Origin of the sequence: Acetonema longum DSM 6540 (genome assembly GCF_000219125.1) — a bacterium.
GTDB lineage: Bacteria > Bacillota > Negativicutes > Sporomusales > Acetonemataceae > Acetonema > Acetonema longum.
Genome location: NZ_AFGF01000157.1, coordinates 35,749 through 56,628, shown reverse-complemented (window position 1 = coordinate 56,628; position 20,880 = coordinate 35,749). Strand labels below are relative to the sequence as shown.

Annotated in this window: 17 protein-coding genes; all 17 read left to right on the top strand. The window is 52.8% G+C overall.

Annotated elements, in window-relative coordinates:
* The first annotated feature begins 95 nt into the window (after positions 1-95).
* The 17 genes from ALO_RS14955 to ALO_RS14875 all read left to right on the top strand — a co-directional run bounded on the left by ALO_RS14955 (position 96) and on the right by ALO_RS14875 (position 20,791).
* Positions 96-4,445: a translocation/assembly module TamB domain-containing protein gene (locus ALO_RS14955; RefSeq protein WP_004097368.1), complete on the top strand. Its 4,350-nt coding sequence runs from the start codon at positions 96-98 to the stop codon at positions 4,443-4,445.
* Between the two features lie 99 nt (positions 4,446-4,544).
* Entirely contained in the window at positions 4,545-5,192 is a 648-nt protein-coding gene (locus ALO_RS14950; RefSeq protein WP_004097366.1) for a sigma-70 family RNA polymerase sigma factor, read from the top strand.
* Between the two features lie 189 nt (positions 5,193-5,381).
* Positions 5,382-5,942 (top strand): hypothetical protein, encoded by a 561-nt coding sequence (locus tag ALO_RS14945; RefSeq protein ID WP_004097364.1) that lies wholly within the window; start codon positions 5,382-5,384, stop codon positions 5,940-5,942.
* A 21-nt stretch (positions 5,943-5,963) separates the two neighbouring features.
* Positions 5,964-7,763 (top strand): BamA/OMP85 family outer membrane protein, encoded by a 1,800-nt coding sequence (locus tag ALO_RS14940; protein WP_004097362.1) that lies wholly within the window; start codon positions 5,964-5,966, stop codon positions 7,761-7,763.
* Positions 7,764-7,829: 66 nt separating this feature from the next.
* A complete protein-coding gene (locus ALO_RS14935; protein ID WP_004097360.1) occupies positions 7,830-9,110 on the top strand; it encodes a hypothetical protein in 1,281 nt (426 codons plus the stop codon).
* 131 nt (positions 9,111-9,241) lie between these two features.
* Positions 9,242-9,715 carry an OmpH/Skp family outer membrane protein gene (locus tag ALO_RS14930; RefSeq protein ID WP_004097358.1) on the top strand — a complete coding sequence of 158 codons (474 nt, stop codon included), beginning with the start codon at positions 9,242-9,244 and terminating at the stop codon, positions 9,713-9,715.
* Between the two features lie 248 nt (positions 9,716-9,963).
* Positions 9,964-10,923, top strand: coding sequence for a coiled-coil domain-containing protein (locus tag ALO_RS14925; RefSeq protein ID WP_004097356.1), 960 nt, complete (start codon positions 9,964-9,966; stop codon positions 10,921-10,923).
* Positions 10,924-11,054: 131 nt separating this feature from the next.
* The gene (locus ALO_RS14920) at positions 11,055-11,477 is read left to right on the top strand and encodes an OmpH/Skp family outer membrane protein (RefSeq protein WP_004097354.1); all 423 of its coding nucleotides are present in this window, start codon (positions 11,055-11,057) and stop codon (positions 11,475-11,477) included.
* Positions 11,478-11,495: 18 nt separating this feature from the next.
* The gene (lpxD, locus tag ALO_RS14915; RefSeq protein WP_004097353.1) at positions 11,496-12,515 is read left to right on the top strand and encodes a UDP-3-O-(3-hydroxymyristoyl)glucosamine N-acyltransferase; all 1,020 of its coding nucleotides are present in this window, start codon (positions 11,496-11,498) and stop codon (positions 12,513-12,515) included.
* Between the two features lie 205 nt (positions 12,516-12,720).
* Positions 12,721-13,362 (top strand): YjbH domain-containing protein, encoded by a 642-nt coding sequence (locus ALO_RS14910; protein WP_004097351.1) that lies wholly within the window; start codon positions 12,721-12,723, stop codon positions 13,360-13,362.
* Positions 13,363-13,378: 16 nt separating this feature from the next.
* Positions 13,379-14,254 carry a lysophospholipid acyltransferase family protein gene (locus ALO_RS14905; protein ID WP_238528282.1) on the top strand — a complete coding sequence of 292 codons (876 nt, stop codon included), beginning with the start codon at positions 13,379-13,381 and terminating at the stop codon, positions 14,252-14,254.
* Positions 14,255-14,441: 187 nt separating this feature from the next.
* Entirely contained in the window at positions 14,442-16,781 is a 2,340-nt protein-coding gene (locus ALO_RS14900) for an ABC transporter permease family protein (protein WP_004097346.1), read from the top strand.
* A 34-nt stretch (positions 16,782-16,815) separates the two neighbouring features.
* Positions 16,816-17,580, top strand: coding sequence for an amino acid ABC transporter ATP-binding protein (locus ALO_RS14895; protein ID WP_004097344.1), 765 nt, complete (start codon positions 16,816-16,818; stop codon positions 17,578-17,580).
* A gap of 99 nt (positions 17,581-17,679) precedes the next feature.
* Positions 17,680-18,516: a UDP-3-O-acyl-N-acetylglucosamine deacetylase gene (lpxC, locus tag ALO_RS14890; RefSeq protein ID WP_004097343.1), complete on the top strand. Its 837-nt coding sequence runs from the start codon at positions 17,680-17,682 to the stop codon at positions 18,514-18,516.
* Positions 18,516-18,953, top strand: a complete 438-nt coding sequence (fabZ, locus tag ALO_RS14885) for a 3-hydroxyacyl-ACP dehydratase FabZ (RefSeq protein ID WP_004097342.1) — start codon at positions 18,516-18,518, stop codon at positions 18,951-18,953. Before lpxC ends, fabZ begins: the two co-directional genes overlap by 1 nt.
* A 165-nt stretch (positions 18,954-19,118) precedes the next feature.
* Positions 19,119-19,949 carry an acyl-ACP--UDP-N-acetylglucosamine O-acyltransferase gene (gene lpxA, locus ALO_RS14880; protein ID WP_004097341.1) on the top strand — a complete coding sequence of 277 codons (831 nt, stop codon included), beginning with the start codon at positions 19,119-19,121 and terminating at the stop codon, positions 19,947-19,949.
* Between the two features lie 38 nt (positions 19,950-19,987).
* Entirely contained in the window at positions 19,988-20,791 is an 804-nt protein-coding gene (locus ALO_RS14875; RefSeq protein ID WP_004097340.1) for an LpxI family protein, read from the top strand.
* The last annotated feature ends 89 nt before the right edge of the window (positions 20,792-20,880 follow it).

The window sequence follows — 20,880 nt, the reverse complement described above, 5'->3', positions numbered from 1 at the left end:
CCGGCTGTTATATTTCCCAGGAACTCTGACAAAGGAACTCTTCCTGTCTCTGTCGAAAATAAAGCAAAATGAGTCACTTAGGCAGGAGGATGGTCATGGGTCGTCGTAACGCCGTGATCGGGCTGATGCTGTTTTTGGCGATCCTCAGCATTACAGTCGCTATCTGGCCGGAAAAAGACAAACAAATAATGGCGCAGACCGGCACCATGCTCCAGGCTGAAATCAGTAAAGCTCTGGGCTGTCAGGTGACGGTAGGTGATATTGCCGTGAGTTCTTTCCGGGAACTGACGGCGTTAGATATTAAAGTATATGACAAGGAAAATCAACTGGCAGCCTCTATTCCCAAACTGGAGGCGGCCTTTGACCTCCTGGCTCTGATGCGCGGTCGCGAACCGGTGGCGGCCATCTCGCAGGTGACTGTCTATGATCCCCAGGCGTTTTTACGGCAGAGAGAAGACGGAACCTGGAATGTGATGGATTTTTTCCCGGAGAAAAAGGCCGGGGCGTCTGTCAGACCCCAATTTGGCGGATTGATCCGGATTATAGAAGGATCAACCCGGCTCTTTGCTGACAAAGGGCAATATGATTTTAACAAAATTAACGGTACGTTGGATTTTACCTATCAACCCAGCATGCATATATTTTTAAGTCTGATTCATAATGACTCTCCTGTTCGGCTGGAAGGGACAGTGAATGGACGGGAACAGGACGCCCTTGATATCCGGGCGGACCGTCTGACGCTGAGTGCCTATCAGAGGTTGCTGCCGGCGGATTTAGCCGGTTCAGTTTCCAGCCTGGAAGGTGAGATAAAGAATGTCAAACTCAGTCTGAAGCAGGAACAAGGCGGCCTCACTTATGCCGGTGAAGCGGAATTGGACGGTGTATCCTTGGATATTGCCCGGTTCGAGATTCGGGAAGCCAGCGGTTTGATTACCGTCACCGACCGGGAAGTCCGCCTGCTGAACACCCGGGCCAGTCTCTGGGATCAGGCAGTGACAGCCGGCGGCTACGTGACGCTTGATGCCCGGGAGCCGGTCTTCCATCTGACCCTGGTCTCTCACGAATTCGACCCTCAGGCAATCGCGCCGTTTTTGTCAAATAGCCGGATGCCGGTCTATGGTCCGGTGGAAGTTGAACTGCAGCTGACTGGGACTGCCTCTGCGCCTTCAGCCACAGGAACTCTCCGGCTGCCCTACGGGCAGGTGGACCGATACCCGGTCCAAAATGCCCGGGCTTTCTTTTCCTATCAGGATGGCGTAGGGCAAGTCACGGGACTGGAGGCAACGCTCTTCGACGGACAGGTCCGTGGCAGCGGTACGCTGGATTTGAACCAGAAGAAATTCGCCGCCCAACTAAGCGGAAAACAGCTTAACAGCGAGGCTTTGGCTAATGCTCAAGGACTGCAAAAACTTCGGGGAAGCCTGAATTTCGACTTAGTGGCCAGCGGCCCGATGGATGGTCTAAACCAGACAAGCGCTTTCGGCACTCTGTCGATAGACCAGGGCGAACTGGCCGGCATCCCGGTAGAGAATGCTTACGGCGGCTTTTTGCTGAGAGAAGGCCGGCTTACGGTGGAGTATTTAAATCTGAGCCTGGATGGCGGGGTTGTATCGGCCCGGGGAACCATTACCAAAGATGCTATACGTTTATGGATTCTCGGACGGCATGTGCCCTTGGCGCTTCTTTCCCGGAATTTACCGGGACGTGGCATGGACGGCCTGGCTGATTTCAACGGGCGCATCGAAGGGACTCTGGACCAGCCTCAGCTAGAGATGAAATTTAACGCCAAGCATGGGCAGTTCTATGCTCAGCCCTATGAAACACTGTCAGGGCGGATTCTTCTGAATCAAGAGTTTCTGACAGTAGAAACTGCTGAACTGCGGCATGGCCAGACCTGGCATAACCTGGCGGGTACTGTCGGCTTAACCGGACGGCGGGAGACAGTTCTAACCCTTACGACCCGGCAAGCCCGGGCCGAGGAAATGATTCAAGCCGTTCCCACCGATGAAATCGTAACCGGCAGCTTAGACCAGGAAGCCATCATCAGCGGCCCCCTGGACGATTTAACCGTGGAAGGCTGGGTCGCTCTCAGTGGTGGCAGCTATCGGGGGTATTTGCTCAGCAGTGTCAACGGTTCTTATCGCTATCATCGCGGAGAATTGAATCTGGACCAGGTAGTCCTGAATTCTCTGCAAAATCAGGTGATCATTTCCGGCCGGCTGACGGCCGATAAAGAATTGGATTTTGATATTTCAGCCCAGGACGTGGACCTGCTCAAACTGCCGTTTCACTACCCTTATCCGGTGGGCGGCCAACTGGCCTTCCGGGGTAAGCTGTCAGGACCCCTTGAGTCACCTAACATGGAAGGTCAGCTGGAGAGCAGTTCGCTGCAATTAAACGGCCAGAAACTGCAGGCAGTAGAAGCAACCGTTCTTGTGAACAAGCGTCGGATCGACTTTCCGACAGCACATTTTATGCAAGAACAATCAGACTATCTTCTGTCTGCCGGCTATGATTGGGAAAGCCGGGAACTTTACGGCGATGTGACTGTCCGGCAAGGCTCGCTTGCTGCTATGGCGGCTATGGGAAATCTGTCGGACATGGGATGGTCGGGGATGCTGGACGGGACATTTTCTCTGTCCGGCACACTGAAGAATCCTGTGGCCCGGCTCAACGGCACTATTTCAGGCGCCACGCTCCGGGACTATCTGTTGGGAGATCTGACCATCGATGCTTCTTACCGGGACCGGGTTATTTCCCTGGAAAATGTTTCGCTCCAACAGGGAAACGGCTTTTTACTGATGCGCGGCGTTGCGGACCTGGACGGCGAAATCAATGTTGAAGCCGGTGCCAGAGAGATTGACGCCCAATTCTTCTCGGCGGTATTCAACTCCAATCTGGAGACCCAAGGCCAGCTGAATTTTACGGCTCAGATTACCGGCAAAACCGCCAGCCCCCATACTGCCATGTCTTTAGAGATCCTGAACGGCAGTGTGGCCAATGCCAGCTTTGATAAACTCTACGGATTGTTCATGATGGAAAACGGCAGGATTCAGGTCAACCAGCTGTTGCTGTCCAAAGGACCTTACCGGGCCAGCGCCTATGGTACGGTGCCCTTGGCGGCGTTAAACCCGGCAGACCGGCGGCAGGCTACGGCGGCTGATCAGATGGACCTTACTTTCCGGCTGGATCAGGCAGATTTGAGCATCTTGCCGGTGATGACCAAGCAGGTGGAATGGGCCAGCGGCGAAACCACCGGAGAGATTAAGGTCAGCGGCAATCTGTTGCGGCCTCTCTTTAACGGACGGATCACGGTAACCGATGGAAGCCTGAAATTTGCAGACCTTAAGGAGCCTATCCAGAAAGTGGCGGTTGATATTCGTCTTGAAGATGATAAAATACTGGTACGCACCTTTGAGGGTAAAATCGGCGCCGGGTCCTATCTTCTGACCGGCGATATGTCTCTCAGGGACTTGGCGCTCCATGATTACAACATGAAACTGTCCCTCAACAGAATTGTTTTGAGTCACAAATATTTCCAAGGGCCGGTGCAGGGAGAACTGCGTCTGACCGAAGTTGACAATAAGCCTCATTTCAGCGGGAAACTGCTGCTTGAGAAGACCATGATCAATATTCCTCCTATGCTCTCAGACGGTAAAACGCCGCCCATAGATATGAATCTGGATGTGGAAGTGGTGGCAGGTGACAAGGTGCGCCTCTTAAATCCGATGCTGTACGACATTTGGGTCACCGGAAAGGTGCATTTTGGCGGCAGCCTGGAAGAACCGGATGTAACCGGCCGACTTGAGGCCCTGCGGGGCAGTTTGAACTATCTCCGGACCCAGTTTACCATCAGTGAGGCTTCGGCTGCTTTCACCCAATATCATTCCTTTGAGCCGGTCCTGGCTCTTAAAGCCTCCACTCGCCTGGAACAGACCACGGTGAATCTGGATGTAAACGGTCCGGTCAGCGGATTGAATGTGCGGCTGACTTCCAACCCCTCCATGAGCCAGCAGGAAATTCTGTCCCTTCTGACTCTGCGCAGCCGTTACTTTGAGCGGCAGAGAAACGGGGAGGCAGGCAGCGACGGACTGGGTCGTGATGAATTGGTCAGCATGCTGGACGCGGGACTTCAGATGCAATTTATCGCTGAAGTCGAAAGCATGTTCCGGGACGGTCTGGGCTTGGATGAGTTCAAGCTGTTCCGGGATAGCGGCGAAGCTCCTGACGGGGAAGAGGAGGCGGAAGACTCCCGGGAAAGCTATAAAGTAACCTTCGGTAAATATGTATCCGACCGGTTACTGCTCAATTACACTACCGGTGTCGATTCCAGCATTCATCGCTACGGCGCCCGCTATGACCTGACCCGCAACATCAGCCTCACGGCGGACGTTGACGAGTTTAATCAGGAGGAGTATGGAGTGATGATGCGCTTTAGTTTCTAAGAGGGGGCCGTTGAAAAAGACCTCTGCTTCGGAGCCTAAGGTAGGTTTGCGGCGGATTTTGGGATGATAAGATTTGCAGATAGAAAAAGGTGATGAACCATGTTTGGAAAATATCTGGCGGAATTAAAACAAATCAAATTATTGGAGCCGGCGGCGGAGAAAGAGCTGTGGCGCGGATATAAGGAAGAAGGCAATTTGGATTGCCGTCAGGCGTTGATTGAGCATTATCAGCCGCTGGTGTTTAAAACCGCTGCCCGCTGGCGCCACGACGAACGGGCCATCATGGACATCATCCAGGAAGGTACAGTGGGCCTGATTGAGGCGGTGGAAACCTTCGATTATACCAAGGGTGTGGCTTTCAGTCTCTATGCGGTTCACCGGATCAGAGGACGGATGCTCAACTACCTGGAGCGGGAAGGAAAGTATTCCCGGAATGTGGCGGATCCGGCCGCACTGGCTCCTTATGATTCCGAGGATCTGGACAGCTGGGAAAATATGCTGGTGGATTCCGGCAAGGCCATCTCCCAGCAGGCAGAGGAAAATTTCCTGGCAGGCCAGGTGAAGACCGCTCTGGAGCGGCTGCCTCTAAAAGAAAAATACGTCCTTAGCGGCGTCTATTTGAATGAGCAGGAACCGAAGATTCTGGCTGAGGCGCTGGATATCAGCCTCTCCCATATGTACCGGCTGCAAAAACAGGGAGTACGGCGTTTAAGAGGGATGCTGTCGAAACTCATGCAGCACTGGTAACAGAGCTGCATGAGGGAGCAGCAATAGGCGTGTTAGGTTGAAAAACCGTGAAAAGCAGTTTACTGACGGCGATGGATGGCGATTGACTAAGAAATCCGTCGAAATTGAACTAAATCGCTCTGAAAAGGATTGTCGAAAAGACAGTCGTCTGGCGGACTATATATAATGTAGCCGAATAGGGGTGAGAAAATGGCTGACGGTAATAAACCTATGTCCCATCATCTGCGGTCGGCGCGTCAATGGCTGACCAAGGCGGAGGAATCCTTTGACAATGACCGGCAGGTTAGCGGCGAACTTAATTTGTTGCTGGCCCAGGCGGAATTGGAGCACGTCAAAGAGGTTAACCGGGAGCAGCGAATCAAAAAATATTCGCTGTTGCTGCATGGTTTGGCTCTTACTGTGGCGGTTTGCTTCACTGTTGTCGGATTCTATGCGTATGGGCTGCTGGATGAACCTCGCCAACCCACACCTATACCCGCTGGAGAGACTTCGGTGAAATCAGTCTTGCAGGCTGATTTTGCGCCAAACGGGATACAAACGCAGCAGCCGATTGCGTCGGCCCGACAGACGCCGGCGACTGACTTACGGGCAGCCGGCGCTGCTGTAAAGCTGCCGCCTGACAACAGGCAGGTAAATGAGCGGATGTCATTATCCGGTCAGGGGATAGCACCGGCAAAATCACCGGTGCTATCCCGGGAGGAAATGCGCCAGATCATTCAGGCAGCTGACAAATCCCTTCGGGGTGAGTAGTATATTAAAAGGAGGGTGAATATGGAGACAATACGACGCTGCGGACGAGTGTTCGTCGTGACTATTGTCGGGCTGAGCATGCTGTTTGGCGTCGTACCGGCGGAGGCAGCTGCTGACTTTACCGGTAAAACGGTTACTGCCGTCAGTGTTAGCGGCAATGCTAAAGTATCGGCTGATGCGGTTATGGCGGCGGTAAAAATAAAGCCCGGCGATACCTGGCAATTGGAAAACATTAAAAAGGATATACAGTCCATCTACGAATTAGGATTCTTTCTTGATGTAGTGGCGAACTTTACAGACGTTCCGGAAGGCGTCAAAGTTGTGTATAATGTGGTAGAGAACCCAGTATATAAAGAAGTGCATTTCAAAGGCAATAACGCAGTCAAAACGGAGAAACTGCAAGGGTTCATTAAACAGACCCCCGGCAGTCTTATCAACGCTAAAACACTGCAAGAAAACCTGCGAGATATTGAGAAATACTATCATACAGAAGGCTATATTCTGACCCGGATCAGCGATGTGGCAACCACGCCGGACGGGGTTCTGACCATCAGCTTTAACGAAGGCCTGCTGGAAGACATCAGCGTGAAAGGGTATGAAAAAACCAAGCTCCATGTCATTACCCGCGAATTGAAACTGGACAAGGGCCAGGCGTTTAATATCAATAAAGTCAAACGGGCTGTGCAGAGAGTGTACAACCTGGGATACTTTGAAGATGTGAACATGAAGCTCCTGCCGGGGCGCGAGCCTAATGGGGTCGTGCTGGAAATCAGCGTGGTTGAGCAGAGAACCGGCACCTTTTCCATCGGGGCCGGCTACAGCAAGGCAGACGGCATGGTAGGGATCATCGGGCTGGGGGACAATAACTTCCTTGGCACCGGCGATAAAATCAAGATTAACTGGGAATTCGGCGGCAAGTCGGATTCCAACCGGGACTACGAATTTGGCTATGTCCGTCCCTGGCTGGACAGCAAGGAAACTTCATTAGGGTTTAATATCTATGATGTAACCTATCGCTACAATGACTACGAAGACGGCCATCTGGAGTCTACTTTCGACCGCAACCGCAAGGGCTGGGATGTGACTCTGGGCCGGCCTGCGGGTGAATATATCCGTAACTATATCACCTATAAAGACCGTACCGACACCTATGAGGATTGGGTATCCGGTCTAAACCAGAAAGATCCGACTATTCCTGATCCTAGTCCTGCCGACCCTGATAATCCCGGCACAATTTCTAATCCCGACTATAATCCAGACTACCTTAAAGACAACTTCGGCACGACCCGCAGTATCACTCTGAGCCGTGTTTTTGATTCCCGGGATAATGTCTTTAGCCCCACTACGGGACTAAGATACTCCCTGAGCGCCGAATTTGCCGGCGACGGCCTTGGCGGCGATTTCGACTATGATAAATACACGGTGGAAGGTCGCAAATACTACAAAGTCGGACGGGCTCATGTGGTTGCCCTGCGTCTGACCGGAGGCTACGCCGACGGCAATATGCCTGACAGCGGCAAGTTCTCGGTAGGCGGTTCTGACACCTTGCGTGGCTTTAACGACGATCAGTACAAAGGCGACAAAATGCTGGCCGGATCGGTGGAATACCGGTTCCCCATTGTCTCCAAAGTCCAGGGGGTTCTGTTCTCCGATATCGGTAAAGCCTGGGATGGAGAGGGTTATAAGCTGAATGACCTGGAAACCAGCATCGGTATCGGTCTCCGGATTAACACTCCGATTGGCCCGATCCGCCTGGATGTGGCCAAAGGCCACGGCCAGGATTCTACAAGAACGCACTTTAGCTTCGGCGGCCAATTTTAAATGAGGAAAGAGTCAGGTCCAGACCTGACTCTTTCTTATAGTGAATATCAGGTCAGGAGGTGTGCTATGCGGAAGGGGATATGCTGGACCATCGTGCTGCTGTTGCTCTGCCAGGCTGCCGTTGCTCTGGCTGCCGTTCAAACCGTTCAAACTATAACGATCGAAATAAACAGCGAACATCCTCTGCCGGCGCGGGTGTCCGACCGCATAGCCGCCAGCGCTTTGACTGTGGGCACCCAATTGCTGGCCGGACGTCCGGTGACGGAAGTGATGCGGAATGCGGCTGATTTTGAACAGGTGTATATAGAAATTCTGGACCGGGTGCTCTTAGGTTATTCTGTGCAGAAAGTAGTGATTATTCCGGGAACCGCCACCCATGTCAAGGTCTTGGTTCAATCCTGGGGCGACGTGGTGCGGGACGTAACCGTGGAAGTGGATCCGGTGGGAGTATCGGCTGAGGCGGCGGAGCTCTTGCGCAGCCGCCTGGCAACGATAGAGCCCGACCTGATCCGGGTCATTGACGGCTTGCCGGTGGATTCTCTGGGCTGGTCCGGGTCTGTCATCCATAATACCATTCAGGATTTGGTTCAAGAGAAACTGCCGGAGTTCCGCAGCGTGGCGCAAATCCTGCCGGGGAAACAGACCCGGATTCGCGTTATCCTCATTCCCCGGGGAACGTTGGTAGAGGAAGTCAGACTAGCCTTACGTTCCCGTACTATGCCCAATATACTGTTATGGGAGATACGACCGGAAATTGAAGACGTGGTTCAGTCCATGCACGGCCTGCCGGTTGCTTTTGTCGCCCGGGAAAAAGCCTGGTTCCGGCAGCAGATTCAGGAGAAAGCCGGCGCCCATTCCCATACACGCGCGTATGTCTTGAACCATAATGCCAGTATCATGCCGGGAACGATTACGAACGTGATCCTGGAGTCTGAGAGCCGAAAATACCGGATAACCGCCGAAGGCAGACTGAGTTTCGGGCAGTTGGAAAATAATGCTGCCGGCAGTTTGCACGCTGGCAAATATATCTCGGAATACGATGAAGTGTTTGGTGAAATAACATTAACAACCGGGAATATGACCTGGGATTTTATAACCGGCTGGGGACGAAAGTTCGGCCCCCGGACCTCTGCCGGCATCAAGTATGACCTGAAGGTACACCAACCGATTTACTGGCTTGAGCAGGACATGGGCCCCCACTGGACTCTTAAACTGGACCGGGGCCCGGATGAAGACCGCAGGGATCACAATGAATGGACCCTGCGCTATAAGCTCCATGACCTCTTGAGTGTAGAATACGTAACTAACCGCCAAGACAACTTCCTGCGCCTGATCGGTCACTTGTAAGAGTTTCCTGAAATTTACTAAAGCCTCGAATCCGGGGCTGTGCAAAAAGGTTGAATATGGGGTTCCTCCCTGTTATAATGAATATTATGGACAGAATATGATCGCCAGCAGGCGGGAAAGAGGGTAATGCCGTGTTGTTTGCTAATAAAAAACACATAAAAATGGTTGCAGTGGCGGTTACCGCTATATTCTTACTGGGAATCGGCGCTTTAGCCGTAACTTCTACCGGGACCGGCTATGCCGCCAAAGCGGGAACTTCCTCCAATATCGGCAAAGTGAATATGCAGGTTCTGATGACCAGCCATCCTGATTATGCTAAAGCCCAGGAAACAATGAAACAGGAGAGCGAACAAGCCAATAAGGATTTTCAGGAAAAAACCGCAAACATGGCCAATGAAAAGGAAAAACAAAGCTATGGCCAGCAACTGCAGCAGCGTCTGCAGATGAAAGAAAAAGAACTGCTTACCGCCCTGCAGGATAAAATTAACGCAGCGATCAAAGAAGTCGCCGATGTCAAAGGGCTGACCGTGGTACTGCCCGAGCAGGTAGTCATTTTCGGCGGCCAGGACATCACTGACGATGTTCTGAAGAAATTTAAAAAATAGTTTTGTTGTAGCGTTCCGGATTCCTTTCCCTCATGCAGGGTGACTTTTGAAAAAATTTAGGCAAAGATCATCTGCAGCTTCGAATCAGGGCCCGTTCAAAAAGGTTCAGATGCTAGGTCAGAGAGACGCTCTGCGTCTCCGTATAGTGAAGAATTCAAAGGACTTTTCGGCTTAAGAGCGATCATCCGCTGATGCACTCTCCCGGAAAGTCCTGAATTCTAATACGGCGCGACGAGGACGGCTCTTTAATGAAAGAAGGTGCTTGGATGCCGGCGCTATTTAGAAACCATCGCAGATTATTTTATACTATGGCCGGTCTGGCGCTTCTGGCGTTAGCGGCGGGTTGCGGGCAAGGGGATAAGGCGGCGCAAAACGCGCCTGTCATTGGGATTCTGGACACGGCCAAGGCTATCCAGGGACATCCCCAATATCAACAGGTTCAAGTCCTGCAGCGGGAAATTAATACGATTCAGGCTCAGGCTAAACTGGCTGACACCAAAGCCAAGCAAGCTTATGAACAGGAAAAGACCGCCGCTGCCATGGACATGGACAGTCTGGCCAAAGCTATGGAGCAGCAGTATCAGGCCCGGATGAAAGGCAAACAAAATGAACTGACCCAGCGCCTGAAGGACAAAGCGGCTGCCTTAAACAACGATAATAACATCAAACTGGATGCCTATGTCAAAGAATTGGACCAAGAATATCAAAACCAGATTTTTAACCTGCAGGTCAAACTGAGAACCCTGCAGCTGACATCGGAAGAACAGGCATCAATCCAGAAAGAATTGGAAGCCCTCCAGACAGAACGTATGAATAAAATTACCGCCCGTCAGACCGAACTGTCCAATGCCATGAAAAAAGAGATGGAAGCCGAAGAGAAAATCGCCCAGAAAGAATTGGAAGCCTACAGCCAAACCATGCAGCAGGAAACCAACGAAAGACTGGAGCGCAGAAATAAAGAACTGTCGGCCAAAGTACAGTCATCTATCGGCAGCCTTCAGGCGAGTGAAACCGCTCAGGGCGTTCAGTCGGCCGAGGAAAAGAAGAAGGAACTGGCGGCTTTAAAGGAATCCATCCTGCAGGATCTTAGGAATACAGCGGCCCAAATTGCTCAAGACCGCGGCCTGGAGATCATATTAGCAGACGTGAAGATCTATACCAACGCAGTGGATATTACTGACGAATTGCTGCAAGGGATTAAAGATTAAAAAATAGCAGAACAAGGCATATTAATGCCAAAGCAATCAACGCGTGGCAAACACGCAACTAAAATTTGGGGAGGCTGTTCCCGGCCGTGCCATCATAAGCCGGGAAACAGTCTCACACAGGAGGCGTAGGGATGCACAACCATGTAAAACGGCTGTCAGCCATCATAATCGTCATGACCTTTATCCTGGTATTGGCGGCAGGTTGCAGTGGAGCCAGTCAGGTGGGAGTTTTTGATCCGGAGAAAGTAATGGCGGAAAGTCCGAAAGTAAAGCAGCTGCAGGAACAGTTAAATGTCAAAGCCAAAGAGTTGACCGATAAGCTGGAACAAGAAAAAGCTAACCTCAGTGCTGAAGATCAGCAAAAACGCCAGGAAGAAGCATATAATGAGTTTTTGAAAATTAAACAGGACTTAGAATCCCAGGTGGACGCCGCTCTGAAACAAGCCAGTGATCAGGTGGCGCAGGAGAAGAATCTGGGCGTGATCCTTTACAGGAGCAGCGTAGCTCAAGGCGGTCTTGATGTCACTGACGATATCATCAAGAAAATGCAATAAGATAAACAGGTGAATCGAATGCAGATAAAATTAAATGATATTGCAGCTCGTGTTGGCGGCAGGCTGCAGGGAGACGGAGAAATTATCATCAGCGGCGCAACCAATATAGAAGAGGCCGGATCCAGCCAAATCACCTTTGCTGTGCCGCCCCATCTGGAAAAAGCAGCTGAATCGGCTGCCGCCGCCGTAATCATTCCGGAAAATATAGAGCATTTCCCCAAAGCCTGCATCCGGGTGGCCAATCCCCGGGAGGCTTTTAGCATCCTGCTGGGGCTGTTTACGCCGCCGCCGGAAGTAACGCCGGGGATTCATCCTACCGCCGTGATCGGCAAAAATGTGGTAATTGGTCAGGATGCAGCCATTATGGCCCATGTGGTCATCGCCGACAATGCCCGGATTGGCGATCATACTATCCTGTATCCCCATACTTTTATCGGCCAGGATACGGTCGTGGGCGAAGACTGCCTGATCCATCCCAGCGTAACCGTCCGGGAGAGATGCCGCCTGGGAGACCGGGTTATCATCAACAGCGGTGCGGTGATCGGCAGCGACGGCTTTGGTTTTGTCACTGTCCAGGGCATCCACAAAAAAGTGCCCCAGGTTGGCAATGTGGTTTTGGAAGACGATGTGGAAATCGGCGCCAATACCGCTGTTGACCGGGCTACCACCGGCAGTACCATTGTCCGGCGAGGCACCAAGGTTGACAACCTGGTTCACATCGCCCACAATGACGATATCGGCGAAAATTGCCTGCTGGTGGCCCAAACCGGTATATCCGGCAGTGTCAAGGTAGGAAAAAATGTGACTTTTGCCGGTCAAAGCGGTACGGTAGGACACATTACCATTGGCAGCAATTGCGTATTCGCCGCCCGGTCCGGCGTTATTGGCAATGTCCCTGACAATGTCTTTTACGCCGGTTTCCCGGCCCGCCCCCACAAAGAGTGGCTGCGGGGCGAAGCCAGTGCGGGCAAAGTGCCTGACCTGCTCAAGCGAGTGAAAGAACTGGAACAGAAACTGGCAAAATTAGAAGAGAGCTAATAAACTCCGGGCAGCCGCGCTTTTGCCTTTGGCAAAGGCGCGGCTTTTACCTTTCTGCGCCGTTATTCAAATATTACCGTTTGTTGCCATTGAATTGCGGCAGGGGTATATTCGGTTCCTGTGGAATACAAACATATCCCGTTTTAGCGATGTCGGGAGAAGAGACAGGCATTGTGCCTGTCCGCAGAAGACGAGGAGGTTGTCGATGTTAACGAAAAAAATATTTGCCATTATCGTATCTTTCTGTTTTCTCACTATGGCCGCATCTACCGTATTAGCGGCGCCGTCTCTCAACGGTCCTACCGGCATGATCCATACCCCTACGGCAGATGTCCCTCAGGCTTTTTCCGCTGGGATTTATCATTTGGATGAAGCCAAAACCGGAACCTTAAACATGACTTTGCTGCCCCGCCTGGAAGTGGGGGCTACCCGGTGGAATCCGGATCTGGGCGACGACACGACTGCGTTTCACGCTAAATGGGGTTTCATGCCTGAAACCGCGATGACGCCGGGACTGGCTGTCGGCGTTGAGGATATTGGCGATGAATATGAACGGTCTCCCTATATCGTTGCCAGCAAAGCCTTGCCACTGGGCTTCAGGGTCCATGCCGGAACCGGCGGCGGACGCTTTAAAGACAAAGTATTCGCCTCCCTGGAGACGACGATTAATCCTGTCGGCGTTGTCACTGGCGACAGTGTTTTTCCGGCTACTACACTGATCGCCGAATACGACGGAGAAGACACAAACTTTGCCGTCCGCTTGTCCATCCTGCCCGGTCTGAAAGCTGAAGCCGGCTGGCGGGGTCTGGATGACAGCAGCTACTATGGCCTGAGCTTTACTTATTAGCATGCAATATTATATTGTGCGTTTGATCAGCCGGATCATCAGACTCCTGCCGGACAGAGCGGCCATGATCCTGGGCAATGTCCTGGGTGAGTTATGCTGGCATCTTGTGCCGCGGCGGAGAATTACCATGATGCTGGAGAATATTCAGCGCGCCCTGAACCTGGACCGGGGGGCGGCCTATCGCATTGCCAAACAAAGTGCGACCCGTTTTGGCCGGCTGTGCATTGAGGTGCTGTCCGTCCAGAAGTATTCCCGGCAGAACATCAAAGACTATGTCTGCTTTGAGGGACAGGAGCATATGGATGAGGCAGTGGCCTATGGCCGCGGCGTCATAGTGGCCACTTGCCATAGCGGGAATTGGGAATTTATGGGGGCTGCATTGTCCTTGAATGGGTACACCTCGTCAGCGATAGCGGCCAGGCAATCCAATCCCCAGATGGACCGTTTTTTTAATGAGCAGCGGGCCGCCGCCGGCCTACATATCGTCTACAAATCCGGCGTGCGGGAAGTGATCCGCATGTTGGACGCCGGTCACATCATCGGCGTCTTGATGGACCAGGATGCTCACCGGGACGGGGTTTTTGTGGACTTCCTCGGCGCTCCCGCCTCCACTCCCCAGGGTGCGGCTGCTTTTGCCCGCCTGCGCAACGCGCCTATCGTACCCACCTTCATCACCGAGATATCTCCCGGGCGGCATCGGATCATTTGCCACCCCATTGTCTGGGCTGATCAGACCGGTGAGCGGGAGAAGGATATTGCCGCTACCACCCGCCGTTTGTCCGTCATTGTTGAAAATCATATTAAAACCTATCCTCATGAATGGTTTTGGCTCCACAACCGCTGGAAGACCAAACCCCCTGCGGCCTTACCCCCGCCCTGCCTGCCTTGTTAAAGGGAGATAACGCGCAGCGTCGAAGAGATTGGCCCCTTATCGCTGGTGACAGCCCCGCGAAAATACATTAAAAAGGTATCTCAGCTCTTAGAATGGCTGGGATACCTTTTTTTATTTTCGTAAAAGCTAATACTGCCCTTAACGCTTATCAACGGTTTTCTGCGAAGGAATGAAACGGGGTGGTTGGGTGCGGAAGTTTTTGCTGAATGATGTAACAGTACTGCTGGTGGTCAGCGTCATTGCCGGTTCTTTGCTGGCAGGAGCGATATCCTATGGGGCCAATGCCTATTTTGCCAAGACAATATCCGATTTGGTGGGAGATTACGGTGAATTCGATCTTCTAATCCAGGTACGGGAAGAAGCGGTGGAGGACGCAACGGCCCACATTCAGGCAGTCATCCAGGATTACTTTCCCGGCGCCAGGCTGAAGCAAAGTGTGACTATTCCCACCACCGGCAAAACACCGATCTTCATTGCCCTGCCGGAGGAGTTTAAGACCCAGAAGGTGTACGAAAATATCGACGCAACCTTCGCCGGTATTCCCGGCGGCGCCGGCGTCAGCATCATGACCGAGCCCAGACTGGCTATCCGGGGGGTCCCGGAAGGCGCCAAGCCCATGCTGACAGAGTATATCAACCAGCTGGAAGGCGTCCGTTTTTCTTTCCGGGATGGCGCATCCATCGGCGTGATTCTCAAGACCATTGATAAGCTGACACCGGTCACTCAAGCCGTCAATGATTATCTCAAACGTTATCAGATTATGGAAATCAGTTTTCCGGTAGGCAACGAAGCCGCCAATCCGGTGAGAACCGGGGATTTAATCGCCGCCGAACTGATTTCCCGGCAGCAGTTGAAGCTGGTTCAGAACGTATCGGTCAATACCAATCAGGACGACATGGCCGCTTTAGTCAGCACCATGCTGGAATTAAAACGCTTTCTCAGCAACTATGCCTCAGCCATAACCCTGACACCCACTGACGGCGCCAAATTCAGGCGGGGCGACGTAATCCTGTTCCAGGGACAGGATAATGCAGCGCCGGCAGCCGGGGCTGAGCCGGACAGAACCAATGTGCTGATAGAGGTCACCACTCTGAGGGCCGATGGCAAGGCAGAAGGGCGGATCACCCAGGGAGACGCCCAGTTTTTAACCAATTTGACCGGTTACCGGCTTGATCAGGAGAAAAATCTGATCGGACAGGCTGTGGCAGAAGCCGCCTATCGCAACCCACGGCAAGATTTGGCCAAGGCTTTGACCGAACTGGTCAGTTTAGCCGAGAAGATACCGGGGATGGTTCAGGATGCCAAAACCCTCAGCCGGATTGGCCAGAACGCTCTGAATCAATATGGCGGCGCCCTGAACGCCTTGGAGCGGACCCTGGCCGGTGTAGAATCGGCAGGAACTGCTATCCAGGCAGCTACCGGCGGACTGGCCGGCATTGACACTGCCCGCCTGGAAACCCAGCTGGATAACTCGTCCAAAGCCGTTGGCAATCTGATCAACACTCTGCAGGTACTGCAGCTGCTCCAGGGAAACGCGACCAACAGCATTAACGACCTGACGACTGTGCAAAATAATCTGACCACTTTACGGGGGCAAGTCGCCGCTCTCGGCACGATTGCCCGGGATGCCCAAAAGGCCAAGGCTGCTATCGACAGCATCATTCAGGGAGGGCAAAACACCTTGAGCACCTTGCGCAGCTTTAACGCTGCCGAAGCCCGGAGTTCCCTGGCCGATGCCAATCAGAAGCTGGATCAGCTGGCGGCGCTGAATGTTGCCTTGATCAGCAGCCAGCTGCAATATCTGGCTGCCGCGGCGCCTCAGATGAAAGACGAAGAAATTTATCGTTCAATTCGTCTTTTAGATAATTTTATTGCCGGACAGGTCATTCCGGGGGCAAAGATTCAACTCCTGACTACCGGTGATGTGACCGCCGACAGCATTATGCCAGTGGTCCAGGAACAGGTGGGACATTCTGATTTTTCTCTCTACAGCACGGCAATGGGCGTGATCGAACCCAACCCCCGGGGCGAATTGTACGCTATCCTGCTGGAGGTGAAGGCCATACTGGCCGGCATGACCGCCATTATTGTCACGATCTTGCTCCTGGGTCTGGACCACTCCGCTATAATGACCTTTATGCGCCGTCAGAGACTGGCCCGTCAAGCCGATGCCGCCGGCTGGCGGCGGTTTGTCCGCCGGTTCCGGTTAGGTCTGTTCGCCCGGGACAAAGTGTATGGCATGGCGGTGGGGGCTATTCTGTTGACCGGTATCTTTGCTCTGGCTGGCGGCGGTATCCCGTACCTGCCCTGGATTGGCGTACCGGTCGTAGGGGCGGTTCTGGGTTATGTGGTTTCCCGTTACGCCGAACGAATCAGCCCTGTTTCCGGCGATGAAGTCCTGGCCGGGGAAGCTCTGGGCCTATCCGCCGAGCAGATCATCCGGGAGATCGTGATCCCCAGCGGCCGCCCCGGCCTGATGGAAAAACTGAATCATCGAAAAATGAAACTGCGCGGGGGGCATAGATAAATTTTGCAATCAACATTGGAAGGAGTAATGATTCATGCTGTCCATCCATCACATCACTAAGCGCTTTGGCACACTGGTCGCCGTTGACGATCTTTCTCTGGAGGTGAGAGAGGGGGAGACGGTTGTGATGATGGGGCCTTCCGGCTGCGGTAAATCCACCACTGTCCGGGCAGTGAACCGGCTAGTGGAGCCGGATGCCGGTTCTATTTTATTTCAGGGAAGCGATATTCTGAAGATGACAGAACCCCAATTATGGCAAGCCAGGAAAAAGATCGGCTTTGTGTTTCAGCATTTTAATCTGATTCAGCGTCTGACTGCTGCAGAAAATGTCATGCTGGGCCTGGTGATGGATGGTATGCCCCGGGAAACAGCTTATGACAAGGCTCTGGATGCCTTGGACAAGGTGGGGCTGAGGGAATTGAGCGAACGTAAACCCTCTGAATTATCCGGAGGACAGCAGCAGCGGGTGGGGATTGCCAGGGCCATTGCCGCGGAACCGCCTCTCATGCTGTGGGATGAACCGACAGCTTCCTTAGATCCGATGATCGTGCGGGAAGTGTTGGTGGTCATGGAAGAACTGGCCCGCTATCATAAGAGCGCTATGCTGGTAGTTACTCACGAACTGCCCTTTGCCCTCCACGCAGCCGACCGGATTATCCTCATGGATCAAGGCAGGATTGTGGAGACCGGCCCTCCCGATCAGGTCTTTATCTCTCCCCAATCCGACGTGGGAGGGAAATACAAGGAACTGATCGAATACCAGAACACTACTACTGTCGGCAGGTTGAGGCAGGTATAGTCTGAGAAATAACAGGGAATACTTGCGGGAATTCTGATTTTGCGGTAGAATTTGCTGTATAATGTGCATATATGTAGAAATACGCTCAGGAGGATATTCATGCAGCAAACCATCGCAAAAGCCGCATCCTATACCGGCATTGGATTGCATTCCGGCAAGGATGTGACAATTTCTTTACTTCCGGCGCCACCCGATACCGGCATTGTTTTTATCCGGGTGGATTTGCCGGGACAACCGCGGGTGAAGGCCTGGGCCGGCAATGTGACTCAGACTATGCGGGCGACTACTCTGGAGGACGGACTCGCCAAAGTGTTTACTGTCGAACATTTACTGGCTGCCTGCTATGCTGTCGGGCTGGATAATTGTCTGGTGGAGATCAATTCGGTAGAACCGCCGGTAGCGGACGGAAGCTCTCTGCCTTTTATCGAACTGATTCGCTCTGCCGGCTTGGTCAGACAGGACCGGCCGGTACGCATTTATGACCTGAAGCAATCATTCATCGTTCGTTATCCCGATAAATTTATTGCCATACTGCCTTACGACGGATTTCGCATCACCTTTACTTCTCTTCATCCGCAAATTGGCATTCAGTTCGGCGACTATGAAATCACCACGGAAATTTTTTTGCAGGAGATTGCGTCGGCCCGCACCATTGGCTTCATGCATGAAATAGCCGAGATGCAGACAAAGGGGCTGGCCCTGGGAGGCAGCCCGGAAAACGCCGTCCTTTATGACGGAGGAAAGGCGATCAATCCTCTGCGGTTCCCGGATGAACTGGTCCGGCATAAAATTCTGGATGTGGTTGGCGATTTATCTTTAGTCGGACAACGGCTGCGGGGCCATGTGGTGGCCGTTAAATCCGGTCATGAACTGAACACGGCGCTGGCCAGGGAAATTATATTATCTGCCAATACTGATGAGGAGGTTGTTCGGTAATGTTATATATTGAGGATATTAAAAAAATATTGCCCCACCGGTATCCCTTTTTGCTCATTGACCGAATCCTGGAGATTGAGCCGATGAAACGGGCAGTAGGTATCAAAAACGTCACGGACAACGAAGAATTTTTTCAAGGCCATTTTCCTCACCGCCCGATTATGCCGGGGGTGCTGATCCTGGAGGCTATGGCTCAGGTCGGCGGCGTGGCTATGCTGTATCCGGAAGAAAACCGCGGCAAGCTGGCTGTCTTTGCCGGTATGGACAAAGTTAAGTTTCGCCGGCCGGTAGTGCCCGGTGATCAGCTGCGGATGGTAGCTGAAATGATCAAAGTCCGGGGAACTACCGGCAAGATCTGGGCTGAAGCTTTTGTTGACAATGAACTGGCGGCGGAAGCCGAGTTTATGTTCGCTCTGGTTCCGGGACATACTTCATGATATTTTGACATAATTCGTTGTTTAGAAACGATAATTAATTATAATCCGCAATAATGGTTAATTTCGCGGTGATATGGACGAATTAGTCAGGAGAAAATGGAAAGGCAGTACCGGACTATATGATGTAGAAAGAGCAGCGGAAGCAATAGTAAGGAGAGGATCATTATGAAACCGGAATCATCGGTGGTTATACCTATTCGTAAGATTCATGAAACTGCCGTCATTCATCCTAATGCTCGCCTGGGTAAGGATGTGGAAGTGGGACCCTATGCTGTCGTCGGCGAAAACGTGGTAATCGGTGAGGGCACTCAAATTTGCGCCCATGTTGTAATAGATGGCTGGACCAGTATTGGGAAGAATTGCGTGATTTTCCCGGGGGCCTCGATTGGCGCTGAACCCCAGGACCTTAAATTCAAAGGCGAAAAGAGCTATGTCTTTATCGGCGACAATACCAAAATTCGTGAATTTGCCACGGTAAACCGTGCTACCGGCGAAGGCGAGGAGACCCGCATCGGCAGCAACTGCCTGTTGCAGGCTTACACTCATGTGGCTCATAACTGCATCGTGGGCAACCATGTGATTATGTCCAACGCGGCGACTCTCGCCGGCCATGTTATCGTGGAAGACCGGGCGGTGATCAGCGGATTGACCGGTGTTCATCAGTTCGTCAAGATCGGCCGCAACGCCATGATCGGAGGCGCCTCCAAGATTGTCCAGGACGTTCCGCCCTTTGTCATCGTTGACGGACACCCGGCAAAAGTCAGAGGCCTGAATAACGTGGGCATGTCCCGGGCAGGTTTGAGCGAAGTGGCTCGCCGTAACCTGAAGAAAGGCTTCAAGATCCTGTACCGTTCCGGCTACAGCCTGGCTCAGGCCATTGATGTAATGGAACAGGAACTGGAATCCTGTGAAGAAGTTGAACATCTTTTGCGATTCCTGCGCAATGCCGAACGGGGTATCTGCCGCGGCGGCAGGCGGGACATTACCGAAGAATAAATCAGGCTTGGCAAGCATTACTTTTAAGGAGATACCGGATGAAAACGATTGGGCTGCTGGCAGGCGTGGGACGTCTGTCGGTTGAATTTGCCCGTGCCGCTCGCGGTATGGGCTTTACTGTGGTTGCTGTGGCGCTTCTGCCTGGCGTTGACCGGGATTTAGCGTCTGCGGCGGACCGTTATCATGAAATCAGTGTAGGCCAGCTGGCTGCCATCATTGCCGCCTTAAAGGCGGAAGGGGTCAGTGAGGTCACCATGCTGGGCAAGGTGACCAAGGAACTGATGTTTACCGGGCAGGTCCAGCTGGACGACCGGGTGAAACGGCTGTTGGCCGGACTGAAAGACCATAGCGATGATACGATCATGCTGGGGTTTGTCCGGGAATTGGCGGCGGAAGGGATCGGCGTGCTGGATCAAACGGCCCTGATCCGGGCTCTAATGCCGGCGCCGGGAGTCTTGAGCCAGAGAAAGCCTACTGCCGCCGAACAGGCCGATATGGAATTCGGTTTAAAGATGGCCCGAGAAATCGGCCGTCTGGACATTGGACAAACGGTAGTGGTAAAAAACCAGGCTGTCTTGGCAGTAGAAGCCATCGAAGGCACTGACGCCTGCATCCGGCGGGGCGGCGCCCTGGGCCGGGGCGGGGCAGTGGTGGCGAAAGCCGCTAAACCTCAGCAGGACCAGCGGTTTGACGTACCGGGCATCGGCCCGGATACCCTCCGTTCCATGATCGAAGCCGGCGTTGCAGCGCTGGTAATGGAGGCCGGTAAAGTCCTGCTGGTGAACAAAGAGGAAGTGCTGGCCCTGGCCGACCAACATTCTATAACTGTCGTTGCCATGTAAATTTTATCACAGAGGCATAGAGACACCAAGAAGCGAGTTACACTATGACTAGACTGACTGGTGTTATCCATGTCTCTGTGTATTTCTAT